The organism is Staphylococcus sp. GDY8P119P (genome assembly GCF_017892075.1).
Taxonomy (GTDB): domain Bacteria; phylum Bacillota; class Bacilli; order Staphylococcales; family Staphylococcaceae; genus Staphylococcus; species Staphylococcus ureilyticus.
In genome coordinates this window covers 152,183-173,156 of the sequence record NZ_JAESKJ010000001.1, presented here as the reverse complement: position 1 = coordinate 173,156, position 20,974 = coordinate 152,183, and the positions used below count along the sequence as shown (strand labels likewise).

The following is a 20,974-nucleotide window of genomic DNA, read 5'->3' as shown; positions in this document are numbered from 1 at the left end:
TTTTGCTAAAATGTAGCTAAGACGTTAAATTTAAGGGGATGAACACTTAATGAATTTACAAAACCAACACCCAAGTATATTAAGAAAAATGATTAGTAAAAATGAACTTACAGGTCATACAAGCGGAATGGCTAAAGGTTATGTCCAAGCTAATGTAGTCATATTACCCTCTATTTATGCATATGATTTTTTAAAATTCTGTTTCAGAAATCCAAAAACATGCCCACTTTTAGATGTTTCAGAAATTGGTTCAACCTCTTTTCCTACTTATGGTAAAGAAGCTAACATCACAAATGAAGTAGCACAATATAAAGTATACCGTTATGGCGAATTAGTAGAATCTCCTACTGACATATCTCATTTATTTAATGATGACATGGTCAGTTTTTTGATTGGCTGCAGCTTCACTTTTGAGCATGCTTTGTTGGAGGCGGGTCTACCAATACGTCACATTGAAGAAGAACATAATGTTCCAATGTATATAACAAATATTCCAGCCGCACCAAGTGGCCATTTCTCAGGAAATATCACTGTTAGTATGAGACCGATGACTATACAACAAGCTATAAAAGCAACAGAAATTACGACACACTTTAAAAATGTTCATGGTACGCCAATACATATAGGAGATCCATCAACAATTGGCATCGAAAACATAACAAATCCTGATTTTGGCGAACCTGTCACGATTAAAGAAAATGAAGTACCAGTATTTTGGGGCTGTGGTGTTACGCCTCAATCTGTTGCGTTAGATGCTAAACCAGAATTGATGATTACACATGCACCAGGACATATGTTTATCACTGACGTCCCAGATAGTCAGTTAAGCGATTAATTTCACATGATACACATTTTTACACACTAATTTTAATGATGGAAATTTAAAAAGCAGCATGATAGCATCCACAAATACTAAATGGCTGCTATATGCTGCTTTTCATTTTTATAATGGTTTTTATGATCAGTATGAAACACGGTTGACTATTTTAAGATTAACATTTACATCATTTACTTATAACGTAGCATTATCGTGCTTCTATCTCTTCTTTCGAAACGACTGGATAATTTTTAAACCAAACTGAACATACATATCCTACGATTAAACCTATAACACCTACAATGGCGCCATAAATAATTATTTTTATCGGGTTATTGAAACCGAACATAACAAGAAAACCTGCGAGCGGGGTAGCTGTACCTGTCGCATCATTAATCATACCTGATGATGCTATCACCGCACCTGCTAAAGCACCACCAATAAAGTTAGCGGTATAGACGGGTACTGGATTGGCTGACACAACATCTGCTTGTGATAATGGTTCAATACAAACTGCAATTCTAGATTTACGATCTCCTAGTTTAAGTTTATTAAACATCGTACCGTTAATGAAAGATGATGCAAATGAAACCATGGCTGCAATTGCCATTGGCATCCCAGTTAAACCTAATAATGCAGTCAATGCCATGGAACTTAATGGTGCCGTTCCAACAAGTGTAATGACGCCACCAAGTATAAGACCCATAATAATCGGGTTAATTTCTGTGGAACTTTGAATAATATCCCCAATTTTCAATAATGAATTATTTACTAATGGCGTAATTACAGTAGCTACTAATCTTGCTAGTGGCGCTATAATCAAAATACCCACTATTAAATCTACGCCGTCCGGCACTTTATGTTCTGCAAACTTCATTAAATAACCAATTGCATAACCAGCAACAAATCCTGGTATTAAATCTAAACCGCCACAAGCTGCTGCAATCACTAAAGCATACACAGGCGAAACCCCGATTGCTAAAGCTACCAAACCTGCAGCTGCCACACCGCCAAGTCCACCAGCAGCATCACCAAGATCTCCTAAAAATTTAATACCAAACAGATCTCCACCAACATACTTATGAAAAGCTTCCACTAAAAATGTTGCTATCGCTGCATTAGCTAATGCTCCCATTGCACGCATGCCATTAGGAGCACGATATGTAAATAATGTAAATAACACTAGTACAACGATTAAAAACAAGGTCCCTATTAAAATATCCATGAATCATTCTCCTCTTTCTTTGAACTGCTCACACAATAAATTTGTGCAATAAATCGTTCAATCCTTTCTAAATATGGATGACAAAGCTACTTGCAAAAAATAAATATTAAAATATTTGAAAATCACAAAATATAAACTTTTCAATTTCCATATTTATATATTCTAACATAATTTTTTATTATATTCCGAACAATTTTATTAATTTCTAATTAAGCTCCGCGGAACATTTTTTAAAACAAATTTAATTTATTTTAAAATTTCACGCAATAATATTTTATTTATCCTGTTGAAAAATAAAAAAGAGTCGTAACATGATCCGTTGCAAACGTTGAATCATGTCACTAACTCCTATCGAAAAAGTTCAATATTTAATATCATCATGTCGGTGCGTTGTTTTCAATCGTTTTTATTGGTTTTGCCGGAGAACCAACTGCAACTACATTCTCAGGAATATCCTTAGATACAACACTTCCCGCACCAATTACAGAGCCATTACCTATTGTTACTCCAGGTAAGACTATGACATTTGCGCCAATCCATACGTTATCTCCTATATTTATCGGTAACGCTTGTTCCAATCCTTGATTTCTATCTTGATATGCTAATGGATGTATCGCAGTATAAAAACCACATTTTGGTCCAATAAACACATGATTGCCCACAAAAATTTTACCACCATCCATAAAATAACAATCATGATTGATAAACACCTGTTCACCTAAAAAAAGGTTATAACCATAATCGACATAAAACGGACTTAATAATTCCAAATTATTTGGTTCAGCATGTAACAATGTCTTCAAAATAGTTTGACGCTTTGCTTTATTGCTAGGTTTCGTTTGATTTAATTCAAAGCATAAGTCTTTAGCTATATTTCTTTCTTTATCCAAATTTTCATCGTAATTTGCGTCATACCATTGTCCAGCTAACATTTTTTCTTTTTCCCTCATATTACATCCCTCACTCATCTATAATAATTCACCAGATTAACTATATCATCGCGTCATGATATTTCTAAATAATTGTCTTACCACTATGCAATATAAGATAACCATTGATACATTAATGTACCTGCATAATTGCCAATCACATAACCTAATGTACCTACAATTAATATAGGTCCGACTAAATCAGTCCAACCTTTACCAATAGCTAATGCAGCTGCAGTAGTAGGACCTCCAGCAGTTGCATTACTTGCAAGTAATATCTCTTCAATGTTGAATTTCAATAATTTTCCTAACAACAAGCTCAAACCCAAGTTAAAGATTAAAATTATCATAACAAAAATAAATAACAACGGTGCCGTTTTTATAATCGTAACAAACGAGGCTGGTGTACCTATGACAACAAAGAAAATATAAATTAAGAATGTTCCAATTTCAGAGGCACCTGCTAATTTTTCAAAGAAGTCTCCCCAAATTGCAACGATGACAAGTGTTAAAGTTGTAAGTAAGAGATAGAAATCCCCAAAAAATGACACAAGTATAGTTAAGAGCAAATTACTTTGAGGTACAACATGTTGTATTAATTCAGAAAGTTTAAAGCTGATTGCAACGATTGCTATCGCTGCAGCGATTGAAAATGCGATATCTAATAATTGAATTTTTTTGGGTTGCCAAAATGATTGTTGTGCTGCCGGTGTATGATCACTATGATAATGTGTTTTAAAATGTTTTTTTATAAACGGAATGGATGGTATAGCAATTAATAACAGAAAATATAATGCCATGACACTATTATCTGCAACAACTGTGGATGAAACCATTTCTCCAGGCGTTTTTAATTTGGAACTTAAGGCCGCAAAATTCACTCCCCCACCAATGTAACTTCCAGTCATCATTGCCCCTATTTTTGATAAATAAGGTACTGAATGATTTAATATAATAAAAGCTACAGTTGTCCCTATCATGGTCCCTATTGACGCGATTAAAAAAATAAATAATAATCGCCGACTTTCTTTCCAAATTTTTAATATATTTGAACTAAAAAGTAGCAACGGTATAGATAGAGGAACAATATAATCCCACACGGTATCATAAACTGGTGCACTCGTTGGGATAACTTTAAAGTTAGAAAGTAACATCGCTCCTACCAATGCAATAATCGCTCCTGAAATCGTACTTGCCCATTGATATCGTTGTTCTAAAAAGATACTTATTGTGGCCCAAACTATAATAATCGCCCATAATACCCATGTATCATCTTTTCCTACTAGTGTACCCAAAACCATAAAATCACTCCCCTTTATTTTGCATGCATAAGATTAAATTTATTCTAACAATAAAACAGTTGTTTTTTTACAATTTTCTGAAAAATAAATTGTCATTACTTTTCCAACTTGATATTCTTACTAATGCAAGGGTACAAACAAGGGGGATTTTTATGAAACAAAAAATTGGTTTGATACTAGGACCGTTGCTTTTTCTTACTTTTTATTTTATTCCTGAGATTACTGGGCTAGATGACGCTCCTAGGGCCGTACTTGCTGTAACACTTTTTGTCGCCACGTGGTGGATTACAGAAGCGATTCCTATTCCGGCTACTTCACTCATACCACTTATTCTACTACCTTTAAGTGGAGGCACAGACGAACAAGTAGCTGCAAGTGCTTATGCTGATCCGATCGTCTTTATGTATATGGGGGGCTTCATTATTGCCTTGGCAATTGAAAAATGGAACTTACATAAACGTATCGCTATGACGATTATCGCTATGATGGGTTCTAATAGCAATAGGATTATTTTAGGTACCATGATTGCAACGGCATTTATATCGATGTGGATTTCAAATGCTGCAACAGCCTTAATGATGTTACCGATTGCATTGGCTTTAATACATGAAATCCAAAACGCACAATTTTTAAAGCCTGAGTCAGCACATAAGTTCAGTAAAGCTTTATTACTTACGGTCGCTTATTCCGCTTCTATAGGTGGTCTCGCAACATTAATTGGCTCAGTGCCAAATGCAGTTTTTGCTGCAATCGCTTCTTCAAGCTTAAATAGAACAGTTTCTTTTGCACAATGGATGATTTTTGCATTACCATTAACAATTATATTACTTATCATATTATATTTGTTAATGACAAAATGGCTCTTTAAAATTGAAGATGCAGATCAAATATCTTCTGATTTTGCTAAAAAATCATTACGTGATTTAGGACCTATGAGTCTAGAAGAAAAATTAACAGGTATTGTATTTCTATTTGTCAGTATATTATGGATTTGTGGTAGCCTGCTTCCATCTTCTCTCCACTTATCAGATACAGTTATTGCAATGATAGGTGCAGTGCTTTTATTTTTAATTCCAGCTAAATCCCACAAAGGTGGTTTACTTGTTTGGGATGATATGAGTAAACTCCCTTGGGGTATATTACTATTGTTTGGTGGCGGTCTTTCGTTAGCTGCTGCTTTTGAAGACTCTGGTTTAACAAAGTGGTTTGGGGGTATGCTAGGCGTTGTAAAACCGTTGCCACTCATTTTAATTGTTATCGTGCTTACGACTGGCATTTTATTCCTTACCGAAGTGATGTCTAATACAGCCGTATCAAATATGTTAATGCCAATCAGTATTGGATTTGCTGCAGCTATCAGCCAAGACCCTTTCATTATTATGGGTATTGTAGCAGTATCATCAACATGTGCTTTCATGTTGCCCATTTCAACACCACCAAATGCAGCGGTATTTAGTTCTGATGAATTAGAAATGAAAGATATGGTAAAAGCTGGTTTTATATTAAATATATTCACCATTATTGTCATATCACTATTTGCTTATTTCTGGTTACCAATTGCTTTTGGTCTCTAATTGAAACTTTAATTAGAATTGATGACCATATATTTTCATAAGCACGTCGTATACAACTAAGGTACGATAGTATGTAAATACTCTGGACGCATGTCACAGACTAAATTTTCATTTATAATATATGTATTATCATTAAAAGGAGTCATTACTTATGAAAACAATCATCAAAGGTGCAATAGCAGTCCTCTTAATCTTAGGTGTCGTAAAAACATTTCAAGATCACGATATTGTAGCAGAAACTACAAATTATTATCAACAATTTAAAGAAGGAGAAATACTACAAAATATTGAAAATGTTAACTTTGACTCTTTAAAAAATATCAATGTCGATGATTTCATTCCTTCAGATTTCTTTTAGCATTTTAAAACGTATGCATCAAACTTGATGCCTTGGTTATAAATGATTAACATACTTTTTAGATATAGATGTACATGCAAGCTAGCATCTCTCAATTCAAAACTAAATCAATAACATATCTATGTTAAATATCATATTAACAATACACGTTCAACTTTAGAAAACTTTACAAACATTGCAAAAGCACTTTCATCTTTCAAAGGATTTTACAATTGCTATAAAATATAACAAAACACTTTCGTTCAATTCATGCTTTTACATGAATTGATATGAAAGTGTTTTTTACTACTAATTAATATAGAAGCATAATCAAAGTCTATCCCCTTAAGAGCTACAAAATGATAATGCTAAATCAAATATTTCAATTAACTTTAAAACAAGACACACCCTACAATCATTACTAATTTTATAAAGTAAGTTTTACTATCACAGTTGCAGTAAGTTGTTATTTCGTTAGTCCATAATAATCAAGCTACACACTATACTTAAGAAGTAATATAATCACCGCCATTTACATGAATGACTTGTCCTGTAATGTAAGAACTATCTGCATAAGACGCTAAAAATACATACGACGGTGCTAGTTCTGCGGGTTGTCCTCGACGCCCCATTGGCGTTTCTCCACCTTGATGTGCTACTTTTTCTTCTGAAAATGTAGCAGGTATTAAAGGTGTATATATCGGACCAGGTGCAACAGCATTTACACGTACGCCCCGTTCTATCAGACTTGTCGCTAAAGATCTTGTAAACGCTACAATTGCCCCTTTGGTTGCTGAATAATCAATAAGATGCGCTGATCCTCTATATGCTGTTACACTTGTAGTATTGATAATGGCATCACCGTCTGCTAAATGTGGCGCTGTTGCTTGAGATAAAAACATCATGCCAAAAATATTAGTTTCAAACGTTTCTTTCACTTGCTCTGGCGTAATTTCTTGAAAACTATCCTGCGGAAATTGAACGCCACCATTATTTACTAAAATGTTTAAACCTCCAAAGTCTTTAACCACTTTATCAATTAATGCTTGAGCGTCTGACACTACCTTTAAATCATGTGCATAGGCTTTAGCTTTTACACCTATTCTTTTCAAATCATCCACTACTTTTTGAGCATCTTCATGTTCATCATAATAGCCAATAGCAACATTTGCACCTTCTCTTGCAAATAGCATCGCTACAGAACACCCAATGCCAGAATCACCGCCAGTAATCAGAGCAACCTTGCCCGTTAATTTGCCACCGCTTTTATAACCTTCCATCTCTGTTATAGGCTGTGGATTCATCTCTTTTTGAATACCTGGTTGTTTATTTTGTGTATAACCTTTAATTTGCTTATGAAATTCTAATAAATTCATCATTATACCCCCATGTGTAATCATTGTATCGTGTACTACATACCACGAATAGACAACGACAAACATATTTAAAAAAACCCGATACATAAACTAAAAATGCTGTGAATCATGTTATATGCTTATAACTTCATTCACAGCATTTTATTTAAGCTTATTAATAGAATGTTTTATTTTTTAAATTGAATGTTTTACAATTCGGCTTGAATGTATAAAAGACATAATTGCAAATATACAATACACAATTGAATATACTATCATGACAACATAAACTGGTGTCATACTTGTCGCATTATAAATCCCCATAAAAGCTTTTGCTGCAAAGTAAGCATGCATCAGTGACACAACTAAAGGTAAGCCAAAGTTGAAAATTACTTTTAACCCTAGTCCTTTCAACATATCCTGATGAGTATAACCAATTTTTCTTAAAATGCGAAAGTTCGGGATTTCATCTTCAGTCTCATCCATTTGTTTAATATAAATAATACATCCTGCTGCCACTAAAAATGCCAAACCTAAAAATGAAGTGACAAATAATAAAATGCCGACACTTTCATTCATTTCTTGTTTTATCATACCTTGTGATTGGATACTCGGTTCAATAGATTGTGCAATTTTCGTTGCTTTTGTCAAATCTGTATGATGTTTCAAATCATAACCGTATTGTTTATTCGTTTCTTTACCTTCTTGCTTGATTTGCTCATATTTATCCGAGCTTACTAATAATACTGGACCACCATAACTTACTTCGCTCATAAATGTCGCTTTATTACTGTCGCCAATCACCTTGAATGTTTCCGTATGACTATTTTTTAACTGAATCTCTTTATTTAAATCATATTTTACTATTCCAGAACCAGCTGCTAAGTTAATCAATTTAGCTTTATTTCCAGAAACTGCTTTATCATTAAAGTATTGATTGCTTGTAACAAACAAGGTTTTCATATTACCCATATTTGATTTTTGAAATACTTGATCATTTAATATATCGCCACGTGTCACTTCTTTATAGTCTTTCTTTACTTCAATGTGTGCTTTTTGTAATTTACTTTCAAATTGTTTTGCTTGTTTACTATCTTTAAAATTTAAGTCATGAGGTGCCATTAACTTTGTATTTTCATCCATCGTTGATTTACTAATTGCACCAAAACATAATACCGTTACGGTTACCGCTGAAATAGTTGCAATGATTGTTAATGATAATGCATTTTTCTTCATTCTGTGCATGATAGATGATGTAAACACAACGTCAGTGATTGACACATTGCCTTTTTTTGAACGTTTTAACGTTTTAAATATAAGCGAAACGGAACTACGGAAAAATAAATATGCCCCTAACACCGTTAAAAATAAAATGATAAATGGTGAATAGATAACCATATTGAGAAACTTACCAAACATTTCTGTTGAGATATAATATCCTACACCAATCATCACAATACCTAACACACCGAAGATCACTTCGATCACAGTGATTTGAGATTTGGTTGCTTCTGTGCGTGCATTGTCATTCATCATCATTAAAATACTACGCTTACGTAAAAAGATAAAACTTTGTATGAGTATGAGTACAAATGACACCACAATAAGCATCAATGTTTGTATGACTGCTGGCAATTGGAACGATAATGATACGCTCATATTGATGTCTAATATTTTGAGCACGATCATCAGCAGCAATTTCGAACCAAATATGCCGATAATCATGCCGATAACGCCAGTTAATAAAAGCATCATCGCTTGCTCAATGACTAACATTCTCATGATGTTGTTTCTTGTTAAACCAATCAATTGATACAGCGCAAATTCACGCGTTCTACGCTTAATAAATAGTTGGTTTGCATACATTAAAAATATAACAATTATAAAGAATAAAAATACTGCGCCAATTTCTGAACCTTTTTGAATTGTCTTTAATGATTGCTCATTATTAATACTATTTGTATATTTTAAAGTTACAAAACTAAAATATAAAACGATACTGACAATTAAGGAAAATAAATACATGGCATAATGTCTAACGTTTTTCCTTAAATTCTTGATAACGATTTGATTAAAATTCATTTGCCACACCACCTAAGGCAGTTTGCATGTGAATGATGTTTTTATAAAATGCTTGATTACTATCCTCACCTTGATATATTTCTGAATGTATATCACCATCTTTTAGCATAATGACACGATTTGAATAACTAGCTGCAACGGGGTCGTGAGTGACCATTACGATGGTAGCATTCGTCTTTTGATTTAACTCTTCCAAACGGTTTAGTAAGTCTTGTGCACTTTTTGAATCTAAGGCACCCGTTGGTTCATCTGCAAAAATAATAGCAGGTTTGTGTACTGAAGCCCTTGCCGCAGCAGTACGTTGTTGTTGTCCTCCAGATATCTCATTTGGATATTTATGGCCCAGTTGACTAATACCTAATGCTTGCGTGACTTCGTTATAATTTTCCTCTTTTTCTTGTTTAGATAATTTTTGAATAGATAGTGGTAACATTATATTTTCTTTAACAGTTAATGTATTAAGCACACTATAATTTTGGAAAATAAAACCTATTTCTTTTTTACGAAAGTCTGCTAATGCTTTATTACTCATTTTATTAATTTGATGACCATTAATTTCAACAGTACCACTCGTTATATAATCTATGGAACTAATCACATTAAGCAATGTCGTTTTTCCAGAGCCTGATGGCCCCATAATCGTCACAAATTCACCTTTTTCTATTGCAAAATCTATGCCTTTGAGTACTTCTTGTTTTCTATGTTTATTACCATAATTTTTAGTTAATCCTTCTACTTTAAGAATAGACATGTGTTACACTCCTTCAATCACTTTACTTTTATTTATATTTTTATCATAGCGAATTCACTTTATTTTCTCGTTTGATTTTACTAACAAATACATATTTTCAAATTACAAAACTGTCACATGTTTATTTCGTAATAAATTATATTTTTTTAAATTTTTTTGTCATAAAGTACTATAAACTTTTTTTATGCTATGTGCTATACTATTAAAATTGACTTTTAATAAAGGAGCACAGTTTATGCTAAATAAATTAAAGAAAGAATGGCTCACTGCACCAGGTACAAATATATTAGCAGGTATTGTTGTAGCACTTGCGTTAATTCCTGAAGCAATCTCATTCTCTATCATTGCAGGTGTAGATCCAATGGTTGGATTATATGCCTCATTTATCATCGCTGTTGTCATTTCATTAGTTGGGGGTAGACCCGCAATGATATCAGCTGCTACTGGTGCTGTTGCTTTAGTTATTGTGCCATTAGTTCGAGATCATGGTATTCAATATTTACTTGCTGCCACCATTTTAATGGGAATCATTCAAATCATCTTTGGGTTGTTGAAAATAGGTAGACTTATGAAATTTATTCCAAATTCTGTAATGATTGGGTTTGTGAACGCATTAGCTATAATGATATTTATGACACAACTTAAACATATCTTTGGTATCTCCATGCCTACATACTTATTTGTCATTATCACACTATTAATCATTTATTTATTACCTCGTGTGTTCAATCGTATACCTGCACCATTAATTGCTATCGTCGTATTAACAATCGCATATTTAGTTACCGGGGCAGACGTTAAAACGGTTGGAGATTTAGGCGAAATTAAAAAAAGCTTACCGCAATTAATAATCCCAAATGTACCATTTAATATGGAGACTTTTAAAATTATATTTCCCTATGCCATATCAATGGCAATCGTAGGTCTTGTAGAAAGCTTATTAACCTCACGCATCGTCGATCAGGCAACCGATAGTTATAGCAACAAGAATCAAGAAGCTCGTGGACAAGGTATCGCAAACTTTATCACAGGCTTTTTCGGTGCAATGGGAGGTTGTGCTATGATTGGACAGTCGGTTATTAATGTGCGCTCAGGTGCAACCACACGACTTTCCACATTTACAGCGGGTGTATTTTTAATTATCTTGATTATGGTCTTTGGTGACTGGGTTGTTGAAATTCCAATGCCAATTTTAGCAGGCATCATGGTGATGGTTTCGGTAGGTACATTTAACTGGGGATCATTTAAATTTATTCAAAAAGCCCCACGTTCTGATGCATTTGTGATGATATTAACGGTCGTTATCGTTTTGTTCACAAGTAATCTAGCGCTTGGCGTCATTGTTGGTGTTATCATCAGTGCATTATGTTTTGCTACAAAGATATCCAATGTTTCTGTCCAATATGAGGAACAAAATCATCACGTCTATTATAAAGTTAAAGGACAAATTTTCTTTGTCTCTATCGATTCTTTAATGAATCAATTAGATTTAGAAATAAGAGATCAAACAATTTATCTCGATTTTAGCCAAGCACATCTATGGGATGATTCAGCTGTCAATGCAATAGATACTTTAATAGAAAATTATAAAAAGAAAAATAATATGATTTATGTAAAACATCTTAATAAAGACAGCCGTAAAATTGTTTCTGAACTCAGCAAAGTCAATCAGCAGCAACATCTAATATAACTTTGATTTAAATCATAAGCTAACATCACTTGTTACATACATACTGATGTTAGCTTATTTTGTTTCAAACAAACACATTGACTTTTATACCTATAGGGGGTATATTAAATTTAACAGATGACATACAAATAGCGTTTCGTTATAAATCTATAAAACAAAAGGAGGCAGTCACTGAGATGAGTAACAACAAAAAAACGACACTAGGCATTACGGGCATGACTTGTGCCGCGTGTGCAAACCGTATCGAAAAGAATTTAAATAAAATGGAAGATGTCACAGCAAATGTCAATGTCACAACCGAGAAAGCAACGATTGAATATAATTCAGATCATACTTCAATCGATGCTTTAACTCAAAAAATTAAAGATACAGGTTATGATGTTGTCACTGAAAAAGCTGATTTAGATGTCATCGGTATGACTTGCGCTGCATGTTCAAATCGTATTGAAAAAGTTCTTAATCGCACTGACGGTGTTGAACAAGCCAACGTCAATCTCACAACCGAAAATGCAACGATAAATTATAATCCAGAAGTGACATCTATAGATGAATTGATAAAGAAAATACAAAACATCGGCTATGATGCAAAAACCAAAGCAGCTCCTTCAGAAAAGAATTCACGCAAAGCTCAGGAATTAAAAGGGAAACGAAACAAATTAATCATTTCAGCCATCCTTTCTTTACCTTTATTATTGACGATGTTTGTCCATTTATTCGGACTACCATTACCGAGTTTCTTAATGAATCCCTGGTTTCAATTCATATTAGCTACACCTGTTCAATTTATAATTGGTTGGCAATTTTATGTAGGCGCTTATAAAAATCTACGAAATGGCTCAGCCAATATGGACGTATTAGTTGCTTTAGGTACGAGCGCAGCATTCTTTTACAGTATTTATGAAATGATAAAATGGTTGAGCAATACAAATAATACACCTCATTTGTATTTTGAAACGAGTGCCGTATTAATAACACTTATCTTATTTGGTAAATATTTAGAAAGCCGTGCCAAAACACAAACTACCAATGCTTTAAGTGAATTGTTAAGCTTACAAGCCAAAGAAGCACGTATAATCAGAAATGGTAAAACACAGATGGTGCCACTCAGTGAAGTTGTTGTGGGAGATTATATACAAGTAAAACCAGGAGAAAAAATACCAGTTGATGGTCAAATAATTAAAGGTATGACTGCGATAGATGAATCTATGTTAACCGGTGAATCTATCCCTGTTGAAAAAACATTAAACCATAATGTGATAGGATCAACAATGAATAAAAACGGTACGATTACAATAGAAGCAACAAAAGTAGGAAAAGACACTGCTTTATCTTCTATTATTAAAGTAGTTGAAGACGCTCAAGGTTCAAAAGCGCCTATACAACGTTTAGCTGATACGATTTCTGGTTACTTTGTTCCTATTGTCGTAGGCATTGCTATACTCACATTTATCATTTGGATTGCTTTTGTTCAAACGGGCCAATTTGAACCTGCGCTTGTAGCAGCAATCGCTGTATTAGTGATCGCTTGCCCATGTGCATTGGGCCTCGCAACACCCACTTCAATTATGGTGGGTACTGGTAAGGCTGCTGAAAATGGTATTTTATTTAAAGGCGGCGAGCACATAGAACGTACGCACCAAGTCGATACAGTTGTTCTAGATAAAACAGGAACAATCACAAACGGTAAACCAATTGTGACTGATTTTGAGGGTAATAATGAAACCCTACAACTATTAGCTAGCGCAGAAAAAGATTCTGAACACCCATTAGCTGAAGCAATCGTCAATTATGCAAATGAAAAAAACATCGACTTATTAGAAACATCTGCTTTTGAAGCCGTACCTGGACACGGTATTCAAGCAAAGATTCATAACCAAGACGTATTTGTTGGCACACGTAAATTCATGAAAGATGCGCATATAGATGTTTCAATGTATGAAGATAATTTAGTTAAATATGAATACGAAGGTAAAACAGCTATGCTCATTGCTATTAATCAAACACTGCAAGGTGTGATTGCAGTCGCTGATACAGTCAAAGACTCTGCCGAGGAAGCAATACAACAATTGCACGAATTAGGTATTTCCGTAACAATGCTTACAGGAGATAATGCACGAACAGCACAAGCGATTGCTAAACAAGTAGGTATAGACGCTGTAATTTCAGAAGTATTACCAGAAGAAAAAGCTTCAAAAATCGCTGAACTACAAGATAATAATAAAATTGTTGCTATGGTTGGAGATGGCGTTAATGACGCACCAGCATTAGTTCAAGCCGATATTGGTATTGCTATTGGTACAGGTACAGAAGTAGCAATAGAAGCAGCGGATGTCACTATTTTAGGCGGAGAATTATTATTAATTCCTAAAGCAATCAAAGCTAGTAATTCAACGATAAGCAATATCAGACAAAACTTATTTTGGGCGTTCGGCTATAACGTTGCCGGTATCCCTATTGCCGCTTTAGGTTTACTTGCACCATGGGTAGCTGGCGCAGCTATGGCATTAAGCTCCGTAAGTGTAGTAACCAATTCGCTTAGATTAAAACGAATGAAATTATAACTCAATTTTGTAATAATACTAATAATAAATATCCTTAATTTAAGGAGGTGATTCTTATGGCAACAGAAACAATTAAAGTTGATGGCATGAGCTGCGATCATTGTAAGCATGCAGTAGAATCTGCGCTGACGAATCTAAATGGCGTATCAACAGCTGATGTAAACCTTGAGGCTGGTAATGTTGAAGTCAATTTTGACGACAATAAAGTTACAATGACAAGCATGAAAGATGCTATCGAAGATCAAGGCTATGATGCTAAATAACCTGTACATTTATAAAATAAGGGCTGAGACGAAATCAAACGTCTTAGCCCTGTTTTTATATTACCTATTTAATTAACGCGAAGTTTACTATCCCCTGTATATATTACCTCTAATGTTGCATCTAGCGCATCCACAATAAGATTTTTCACAGCTGCATCTGTATAAAAAGCAATATGTGGAGATAGAATGACATCTTGTCGCTCTATCAATTCAACTAATACTGCATCATCCAATTGTGTATTGCGTTGATCACTTGGGAATAAGCCTTTCTCACCTTCATAAGTGTCTAATGCTGCTCCTTTTAATTTCCCACTATTCAATGCATCTATAAGCGCTTTTGTATCAACAATCGTACCGCGCGCACAATTAATAAACACGGCACCAGTTTTCATTTCTGTAAATACTGTCTCATTAAACAAATATGTATTATCCTTTGTCGCTGGGATATGTACAGTGACAATATCCGCGTCTTTAATTGCTTCACTCATGCTTTCCTGATATGTCAAATACGCTTCGCATGAAATTTGAGGTTCAATATCATATGCTACTACTTCTGAACCAAAACCTTCTGCAAAAATTTTACCAACAATGGAACCAATACGACCTGTACCAATAACTGCAACTTTTAAATCTTTTATAGAACGTGACAAAATACTTGGTTGCCATCTAAAATCATATGTTGCAGTTTTATTTTGTATATCATTAAAATTTCTAATTAAATTTAATGCTTGGGATACGGTATATTCAGCGATTGAATTTGGAGAATATGAAGGTACGTTGGTTATAACTAGTTCATATTTCTTAGCTAACTCAAGATTGTAACTATCGAATCCAGCACTTCTCTGAGCAATTTGCTTAATGCCATAATCATGTAATTTTTTATATACTGTTTCATCTAATTCAATTTGTTGTGACAATGACACCCCATCAAAACCTTTGACACGATCTACCGTTTCCAAAGATAAAATGTCACTATCTAAATCTACTAAAACCTGATTTTTTTCTGACCATTCATTAATAAAAGGGATATCTTCTTCTCTGACACCAAAAAGTTTAATGCTTTTCATTAATCGTTTCACTCCTAATCTGCTTCATATAAATGTTTTAATGATTGAATGCGTTCTGCGGCTTCCATTAAGCTATCATCATCCACTGCTAATGAAATACGTACATAGTGCCGCCCATGTTCACCAAATGGAACACCTGGCGCAACCAAAATGGATTTTTCTTTTAATAAATACGTTTCAAATGTTTCACCATCATAATGTTTAGGGGTTTTCAACCATAAAAATATGCCACCATTCATCGGTTCAAAAGGGATTCCCACTGCATTCAATTTAGCAGTGAACTTATCTCTACGAACTTTAAATATTTCATTTTGACTCAAGAGGAAATCATCATAGTGATTTAAAGCAAAGGTAGCCGCATCTTGCAGTGCACCAAACATACCAGCGTGCGTATGTGTTTGATATTTTTTCAATGCTTGTATCATATCTTTGTTTCCTACAGCAAAACCAACTCTAAAACCTGACATATTATATCCTTTTGATAAAGAGAAAACTTCTATTGCTAAGTTTTTAGCACCCTTTGATTGTAAAATACTTGGATTTTTATAATCAAAACCAAATGCACTGTAGGCAAAATCATGAACAATTTTAGTTTTTGTGCCTTGAAATTGTTTAATTGCTTTATCAAACACATCTTTTGTAGCAACTGAACCTGTAGGATTATTTGGATAAGTTAGATAAACTAAGCGCGTATTCAATAAGACATCTTTATCTATCGTATGCCATTGTGGCAAATAATAAGGTGGCTTTAACACAAGTGGTTGTGGCTTAGCATCTGCCAATAATACACCTGCTAAATAATCTGTATAACCTGGATCAGGAAGCAGCACATTTTCCCCTGGATTAACGATGCATGTAGGCAAAGCGACTAAGCCGTTTTTCGTACCATATAAGATACAAACTTCTTCATCCTTATCTAATTCAACCTCATATTGTCTTTTATAAAAATCCACGATTGCTTGCTTAAATGTTTCTTTCCCATGAAAAGCGACATATTTTTGATTTTCTGGTTTATAGATGGCTTCTGCGTAACAATCAAGAATACCTTTAGGCGTTGCACCATCAGGTATACCTACTGCCATATTAATCAATGGCAAAGGACCAGGCTCTATTTTACGCCCCATCGTTTTGCCAAAGTAACTATCCGGAATTTGTGATAATCGATCTGATATTACCATTAAAAGTCCTCCTTAAAATAAAAAACTATATGCCCCTTAAGTGACATATAGCTCTCACATGACACTTATCTATCAAGTATTTTACTTGTTGAATGTAGCACAGTACTTATGATAATAGATAAGTCTGTTGCTGAAGTTTCAACGGGTCAAGTCCCTCCACTTCTCTGGATAAGTTACTTTATAATTAAATTAATATTAATTTTATCAGAATATTCTAACATGTCAATATAAAAAAAGAGTGACTCGCTTGAGTCACTCTTTATCTATATCACCAAATAGAACTCGTTCAGCGTTATAGATTTTACCACCAACCGTGGTTTTTACGGAATTCTAATGCTGCTGCTTCAGAACCGTAACGTTGTTTAGCATAGTTTAACATACCTTTAGTTTGATCTGCTACTGAACCAGTACCCCATGATTCTTTAGTTTGGCCTAAACCTCTATATCCTGCTGGGTTAACCGCATTTGGATTACCACTTGATTCAGGCATTACAATTGAATTCCACATAGCTTCTGATCCACCAGCCGCTAAGAATTGTGCTTTAACTGATCCACCAGTTGAAGCTGCTGATGCTTGAGCTGTTTTATATGTTTGCGTAGCTGCACTTGTTTGTGCTGTTCTAACATTTGTAGTTGCTGAAGCTTTTGGTGCTTCTACTGCTGCTGGAGCAGCATATGATTGTTGCGAACGTACTTCACTTGCAGATTTTTCATTTGTATTAACACTAACTTCTGAACTTACATCTTGTGTAGTGTTAGGTGTTGAAGCTTGTGCACCAACTGCATGGTATTCCCATGACCATGTATTACCGTCTGATGTAAAAGTAAACTCGTTACCATCTAGTACAAAATTATAGTTATACGCACCAGCGTGTAATGGTTTTTGATTTAATTCAGCTGAATCATTTAATGCTAATTCTGCTAAATGTGCTTTGTCGATGTTTTGTTCTGAAGCGTGAGCTTGATTGTTGTCAGATGCTGCTGCATATCCTGTTACGCCTAATGCTACTGCTAATGATGAAGCTAAAATTGATTTTTTCATAATAAAATAAATCCTCCAAATTTAATTTCTAATAAAATATATTTTCGATAATTTTTTTGTCGTATTTGCTAAAATTCTTTAAATTTTATGTTTTGTTTTTTGACCATAGTTAATATACCACATATTTTTATCAAACATATTACACTTACATAACAAAACTTTACAAAAATTATTCTGATTTGTAACATTGCAATCTTTTGTAATCATTTTATACAACGTTCTCAAATAATTATTATTGCTCATACGATTTATGAATACTGGCATAAAAAAAGTATTTTCACTTGAACCACTTCATTTTTTATATTGTCTGAAAAATTACAAACAACCGTTTTGTTACATAACTGTAATAATATATTTCGATATCTTTTTTATATATTGGGGTCAAACTTGCAAATTTTTTTGTACAAAATTAAAAAAGACCTTTGATTTGAGGCCTTTTTTAATGTTTTCTCTTACATTTTAACTATACGTATTTTCAATATATTACATTAATCAAGCATATATCTGCTTATTTTATGCTAAAAATTTAAATACTTCCTTATTATATAATTTCAAAACTTTCATATAGAACATATGGATTAAGAAACCTATCATAAACGGAACGACAAAAAAAGCGATAAATACATATAATAGATTAAGTAGTAACGGCGCTTCCATATGTCTAAATGCACTGATTGGCCCAACGAGTCCAATGATACCAAAACCTGCAGATTCTTTGGTACCTGCAATACCTAGCAATGCACCAAAAAAACCAGTGATTAGCGCATTGGTAAAGATAGGTAATAAAATGATAGGATGTCGAACCATATTAGGAATCATCATTTTTACACCACCTAAAAATATTGTGATAGGTACACCTGATCGATTTATTTTCATCGTACCTGCAACAAGAACTCCTTCACATGCTACGATACCTAATGAGGCTGAACCTGCTGCTAAACCACTAATACCAATAGCTAATGCTGTAGCCACTGTAGAAATTGGTGAAATGATGATGAAACTAAAGACAAGTGCAATAAGCATTGACATGATGATAGGTTGTAATTCTGTAAATGTATTAACTAAGTTACCGATACCAGTCGTAATTAATTGTATGTATGGTAATAACGTCAAACCAATCAAACCTGAAATTACACCAACGATGGTTGGTAAAATAATCAATGTGAGACTACCAAAACGTTCACCAATTACCAATATAAAAAATACTGCAATTGCTGCTGTAATCATTGTATTAATTAAGTCTCCTACTCCAGCAAGTACCCATACGCCATCTTTAAATTGCGCAACACCACTGCCAACAAAAGCTGAACTAGCAACTACAGCGGTCGCTAAAGGCGTTAAACTAAAGCGCATTGCAATCAAAGCACCTACCAATAGTGGAACTGTAAATTGAATACCTAAAACAACCTGTAGTAAAGATTCAAAAATGGCATGTTTCGGCGCTAAAAGCTTAAACACCTCACCTAAAATAGCATTAGGTATGAGCCCAGCAACAATTGCAATTGCTACTCCAGATAATACATTATTAATAAATTGTTTCGGACTTACTTTGATCATTGTGTGCCTCCTATGTTGTGATAAATAAAATATACCATATTATCGCAATTTTCAGAATATTTATTGATGTAAAATTTTCCATTTCAAATTAAAAATGTAGTTAAGTATATTCTCAAAATTTTCCAACTCTACAGTATGCTTACAAATCACAAAAATTGCACACAAAATACGGACAGACATTCATATCTATTGCATGAACTTGTCTATCCGTATACTTTGGTTGCTATTCAAAACGATATTAAACCTTGTTGTCGCTAAAATTTATCATACTCTAGTACATGCGTATTATTGATGAAACCGTGTTATTAACATACCTTATTTTTCGTCCATGAATTCACGCGTCAATACTAAACCTTGTGTTGCATTCTCAAAAAATTCTAGCTTTTGTAGTGTATTTTGCTCTGGCAAGTGTTGCTCAAATTGTTCCCATATCCAAAAGGCTATATTTTCAGCAGTTGTATTCATTGATGGCAATGTTTCATTAACGAGTTGACCATCCAAATAAGTTGCGATTTTTTGATTATATATTTTATCTACTTCATTAAAATCTAATGCCAATCCGGTATCGTCTATTTCAGATAAAATTTCAATATCGAACTTATAATGTTGATTTGCTAAATCTTTGTGTGCTGTTTGACTGAAATATATTCGATTATCACAAGTGAATTCATAATAATTTTTAATAAGCACTGCATTACTACGGTATTTAAATTGTTCGGGTGGTTGTACTTGATCAAAATTCGTCATAGTTAAAATCTCCTTTTCAGCATTATATTTATCTATACCCTTTAAGGTAGAATATATGACCTCTGAGACCTCTGATGTTTTTAATATTAAATTTTAGGCTATAGAAAAATAATTGAAATAATTCAAATTAAAGGAGTATTTTATGACTATTCAAATACAACGCATTTATGAAAAACCACTTAAAGAAGGCGTTCGTGTACTTGTAGACCGTGTTTGGCCAAGAGGTATATCAAAAGATCAGGCCAATTTAGACTATTGGCTAAAAAATATTGCACCTACATCCGAGTTAAGAAAATGGTTTAATCACGATCCTCAACTTTATGCTGCATTTAAAGAAAAATACGAGAAAGAATTACGTGAAAATGAGGAACAACAAGAAGCTTTTAATGAATTGCAAGATATTATTGCTAACAGTAAGCAAGATGTCATTTTGCTATATGGTGCAAAAGATGAGCAACATAACCAAGCAATTGTGTTGCAACAATTATTACAATAAGG

18 protein-coding genes and 1 riboswitch are annotated in these 20,974 nt (G+C 33.8%); of the genes, 7 read left to right on the top strand and 11 right to left on the bottom strand.

The window, feature by feature from the left end:
- The first annotated feature begins 49 nt into the window (after positions 1-49).
- Positions 50-835: a putative hydro-lyase gene (locus tag KA830_RS00785; protein WP_204179968.1), complete on the top strand. Its 786-nt coding sequence runs from the start codon at positions 50-52 to the stop codon at positions 833-835.
- Positions 836-1,025: 190 nt separating this feature from the next.
- On the opposite strand, the gene KA830_RS00780 is transcribed toward KA830_RS00785, so the two are convergent.
- The 3 genes from KA830_RS00780 to KA830_RS00770 form a co-directional block, all read right to left on the bottom strand.
- Positions 1,026-2,042, bottom strand: a complete 1,017-nt coding sequence (locus KA830_RS00780) for a PTS sugar transporter subunit IIC (RefSeq protein ID WP_204196310.1) — start codon at positions 2,040-2,042, stop codon at positions 1,026-1,028.
- A 377-nt stretch (positions 2,043-2,419) separates the two neighbouring features.
- Entirely contained in the window at positions 2,420-2,992 is a 573-nt protein-coding gene (locus KA830_RS00775; protein WP_210134050.1) for a sugar O-acetyltransferase, read from the bottom strand.
- 83 nt (positions 2,993-3,075) lie between these two features.
- On the bottom strand, positions 3,076-4,272 hold the full coding sequence (locus KA830_RS00770; RefSeq protein ID WP_046208802.1) for a DUF819 family protein: 1,197 nt from the start codon (positions 4,270-4,272) through the stop codon (positions 3,076-3,078).
- Positions 4,273-4,424: 152 nt separating this feature from the next.
- Between KA830_RS00770 and KA830_RS00765 the strand changes: the two genes are divergently transcribed.
- Both KA830_RS00765 and KA830_RS00760 read left to right on the top strand, forming a co-directional pair.
- On the top strand, positions 4,425-5,846 hold the full coding sequence (locus KA830_RS00765) for an SLC13 family permease (protein WP_064209234.1): 1,422 nt from the start codon (positions 4,425-4,427) through the stop codon (positions 5,844-5,846).
- A gap of 151 nt (positions 5,847-5,997) precedes the next feature.
- Positions 5,998-6,204, top strand: a complete 207-nt coding sequence (locus KA830_RS00760) for a hypothetical protein (RefSeq protein ID WP_019469992.1) — start codon at positions 5,998-6,000, stop codon at positions 6,202-6,204.
- Between the two features lie 485 nt (positions 6,205-6,689).
- Here the strand turns inward: KA830_RS00760 and KA830_RS00755 are convergent, their stop codons facing one another.
- From KA830_RS00755 to KA830_RS00745, 3 genes are all read right to left on the bottom strand, one after another.
- Positions 6,690-7,559 (bottom strand): SDR family oxidoreductase, encoded by an 870-nt coding sequence (locus tag KA830_RS00755; RefSeq protein WP_204179964.1) that lies wholly within the window; start codon positions 7,557-7,559, stop codon positions 6,690-6,692.
- A 174-nt stretch (positions 7,560-7,733) separates the two neighbouring features.
- Complete coding sequence (locus KA830_RS00750) at positions 7,734-9,620, bottom strand: FtsX-like permease family protein (RefSeq protein WP_070037283.1); 1,887 nt, start codon at positions 9,618-9,620, stop codon at positions 7,734-7,736.
- Entirely contained in the window at positions 9,610-10,371 is a 762-nt protein-coding gene (locus KA830_RS00745; protein WP_204179963.1) for an ABC transporter ATP-binding protein, read from the bottom strand. The genes KA830_RS00750 and KA830_RS00745 overlap by 11 nt, the downstream gene beginning before the upstream one ends.
- A 235-nt stretch (positions 10,372-10,606) precedes the next feature.
- On the opposite strand from KA830_RS00745, the gene KA830_RS00740 reads away from it, so the two are divergent.
- The 3 genes from KA830_RS00740 to copZ all read left to right on the top strand — a co-directional run bounded on the left by KA830_RS00740 (position 10,607) and on the right by copZ (position 14,885).
- Positions 10,607-12,061 carry a SulP family inorganic anion transporter gene (locus KA830_RS00740; protein ID WP_064209231.1) on the top strand — a complete coding sequence of 485 codons (1,455 nt, stop codon included), beginning with the start codon at positions 10,607-10,609 and terminating at the stop codon, positions 12,059-12,061.
- Positions 12,062-12,237: 176 nt separating this feature from the next.
- Complete coding sequence (locus KA830_RS00735) at positions 12,238-14,622, top strand: heavy metal translocating P-type ATPase (RefSeq protein ID WP_204179962.1); 2,385 nt, start codon at positions 12,238-12,240, stop codon at positions 14,620-14,622.
- 56 nt (positions 14,623-14,678) lie between these two features.
- On the top strand, positions 14,679-14,885 hold the full coding sequence (gene copZ / locus KA830_RS00730) for a copper chaperone CopZ (RefSeq protein ID WP_046206719.1): 207 nt from the start codon (positions 14,679-14,681) through the stop codon (positions 14,883-14,885).
- A gap of 68 nt (positions 14,886-14,953) precedes the next feature.
- Here copZ and KA830_RS00725 read toward each other — a convergent pair whose 3' ends face one another.
- From KA830_RS00725 to KA830_RS00705, 5 genes are all read right to left on the bottom strand, one after another.
- Positions 14,954-15,952: a D-lactate dehydrogenase gene (locus tag KA830_RS00725; protein WP_204179961.1), complete on the bottom strand. Its 999-nt coding sequence runs from the start codon at positions 15,950-15,952 to the stop codon at positions 14,954-14,956.
- A 14-nt stretch (positions 15,953-15,966) separates the two neighbouring features.
- Positions 15,967-17,130, bottom strand: a complete 1,164-nt coding sequence (locus KA830_RS00720; protein WP_070658009.1) for an aminotransferase class I/II-fold pyridoxal phosphate-dependent enzyme — start codon at positions 17,128-17,130, stop codon at positions 15,967-15,969.
- Positions 17,131-17,192: 62 nt separating this feature from the next.
- Positions 17,193-17,305: riboswitch (SAM riboswitch) on the bottom strand.
- Positions 17,306-17,431: 126 nt separating this feature from the next.
- Entirely contained in the window at positions 17,432-18,172 is a 741-nt protein-coding gene (locus tag KA830_RS00715; protein ID WP_204179960.1) for an aggregation-promoting factor C-terminal-like domain-containing protein, read from the bottom strand.
- Between the two features lie 513 nt (positions 18,173-18,685).
- Positions 18,686-19,729 carry a PTS sugar transporter subunit IIC gene (locus KA830_RS00710; protein ID WP_046206715.1) on the bottom strand — a complete coding sequence of 348 codons (1,044 nt, stop codon included), beginning with the start codon at positions 19,727-19,729 and terminating at the stop codon, positions 18,686-18,688.
- A gap of 315 nt (positions 19,730-20,044) precedes the next feature.
- Complete coding sequence (locus KA830_RS00705) at positions 20,045-20,476, bottom strand: 6-pyruvoyl trahydropterin synthase family protein (RefSeq protein WP_046206714.1); 432 nt, start codon at positions 20,474-20,476, stop codon at positions 20,045-20,047.
- Positions 20,477-20,618: 142 nt separating this feature from the next.
- On the opposite strand from KA830_RS00705, the gene KA830_RS00700 reads away from it, so the two are divergent.
- Positions 20,619-20,972 (top strand): DUF488 domain-containing protein, encoded by a 354-nt coding sequence (locus tag KA830_RS00700; RefSeq protein ID WP_210123084.1) that lies wholly within the window; start codon positions 20,619-20,621, stop codon positions 20,970-20,972.
- Positions 20,973-20,974: the final 2 nt, after the last annotated feature.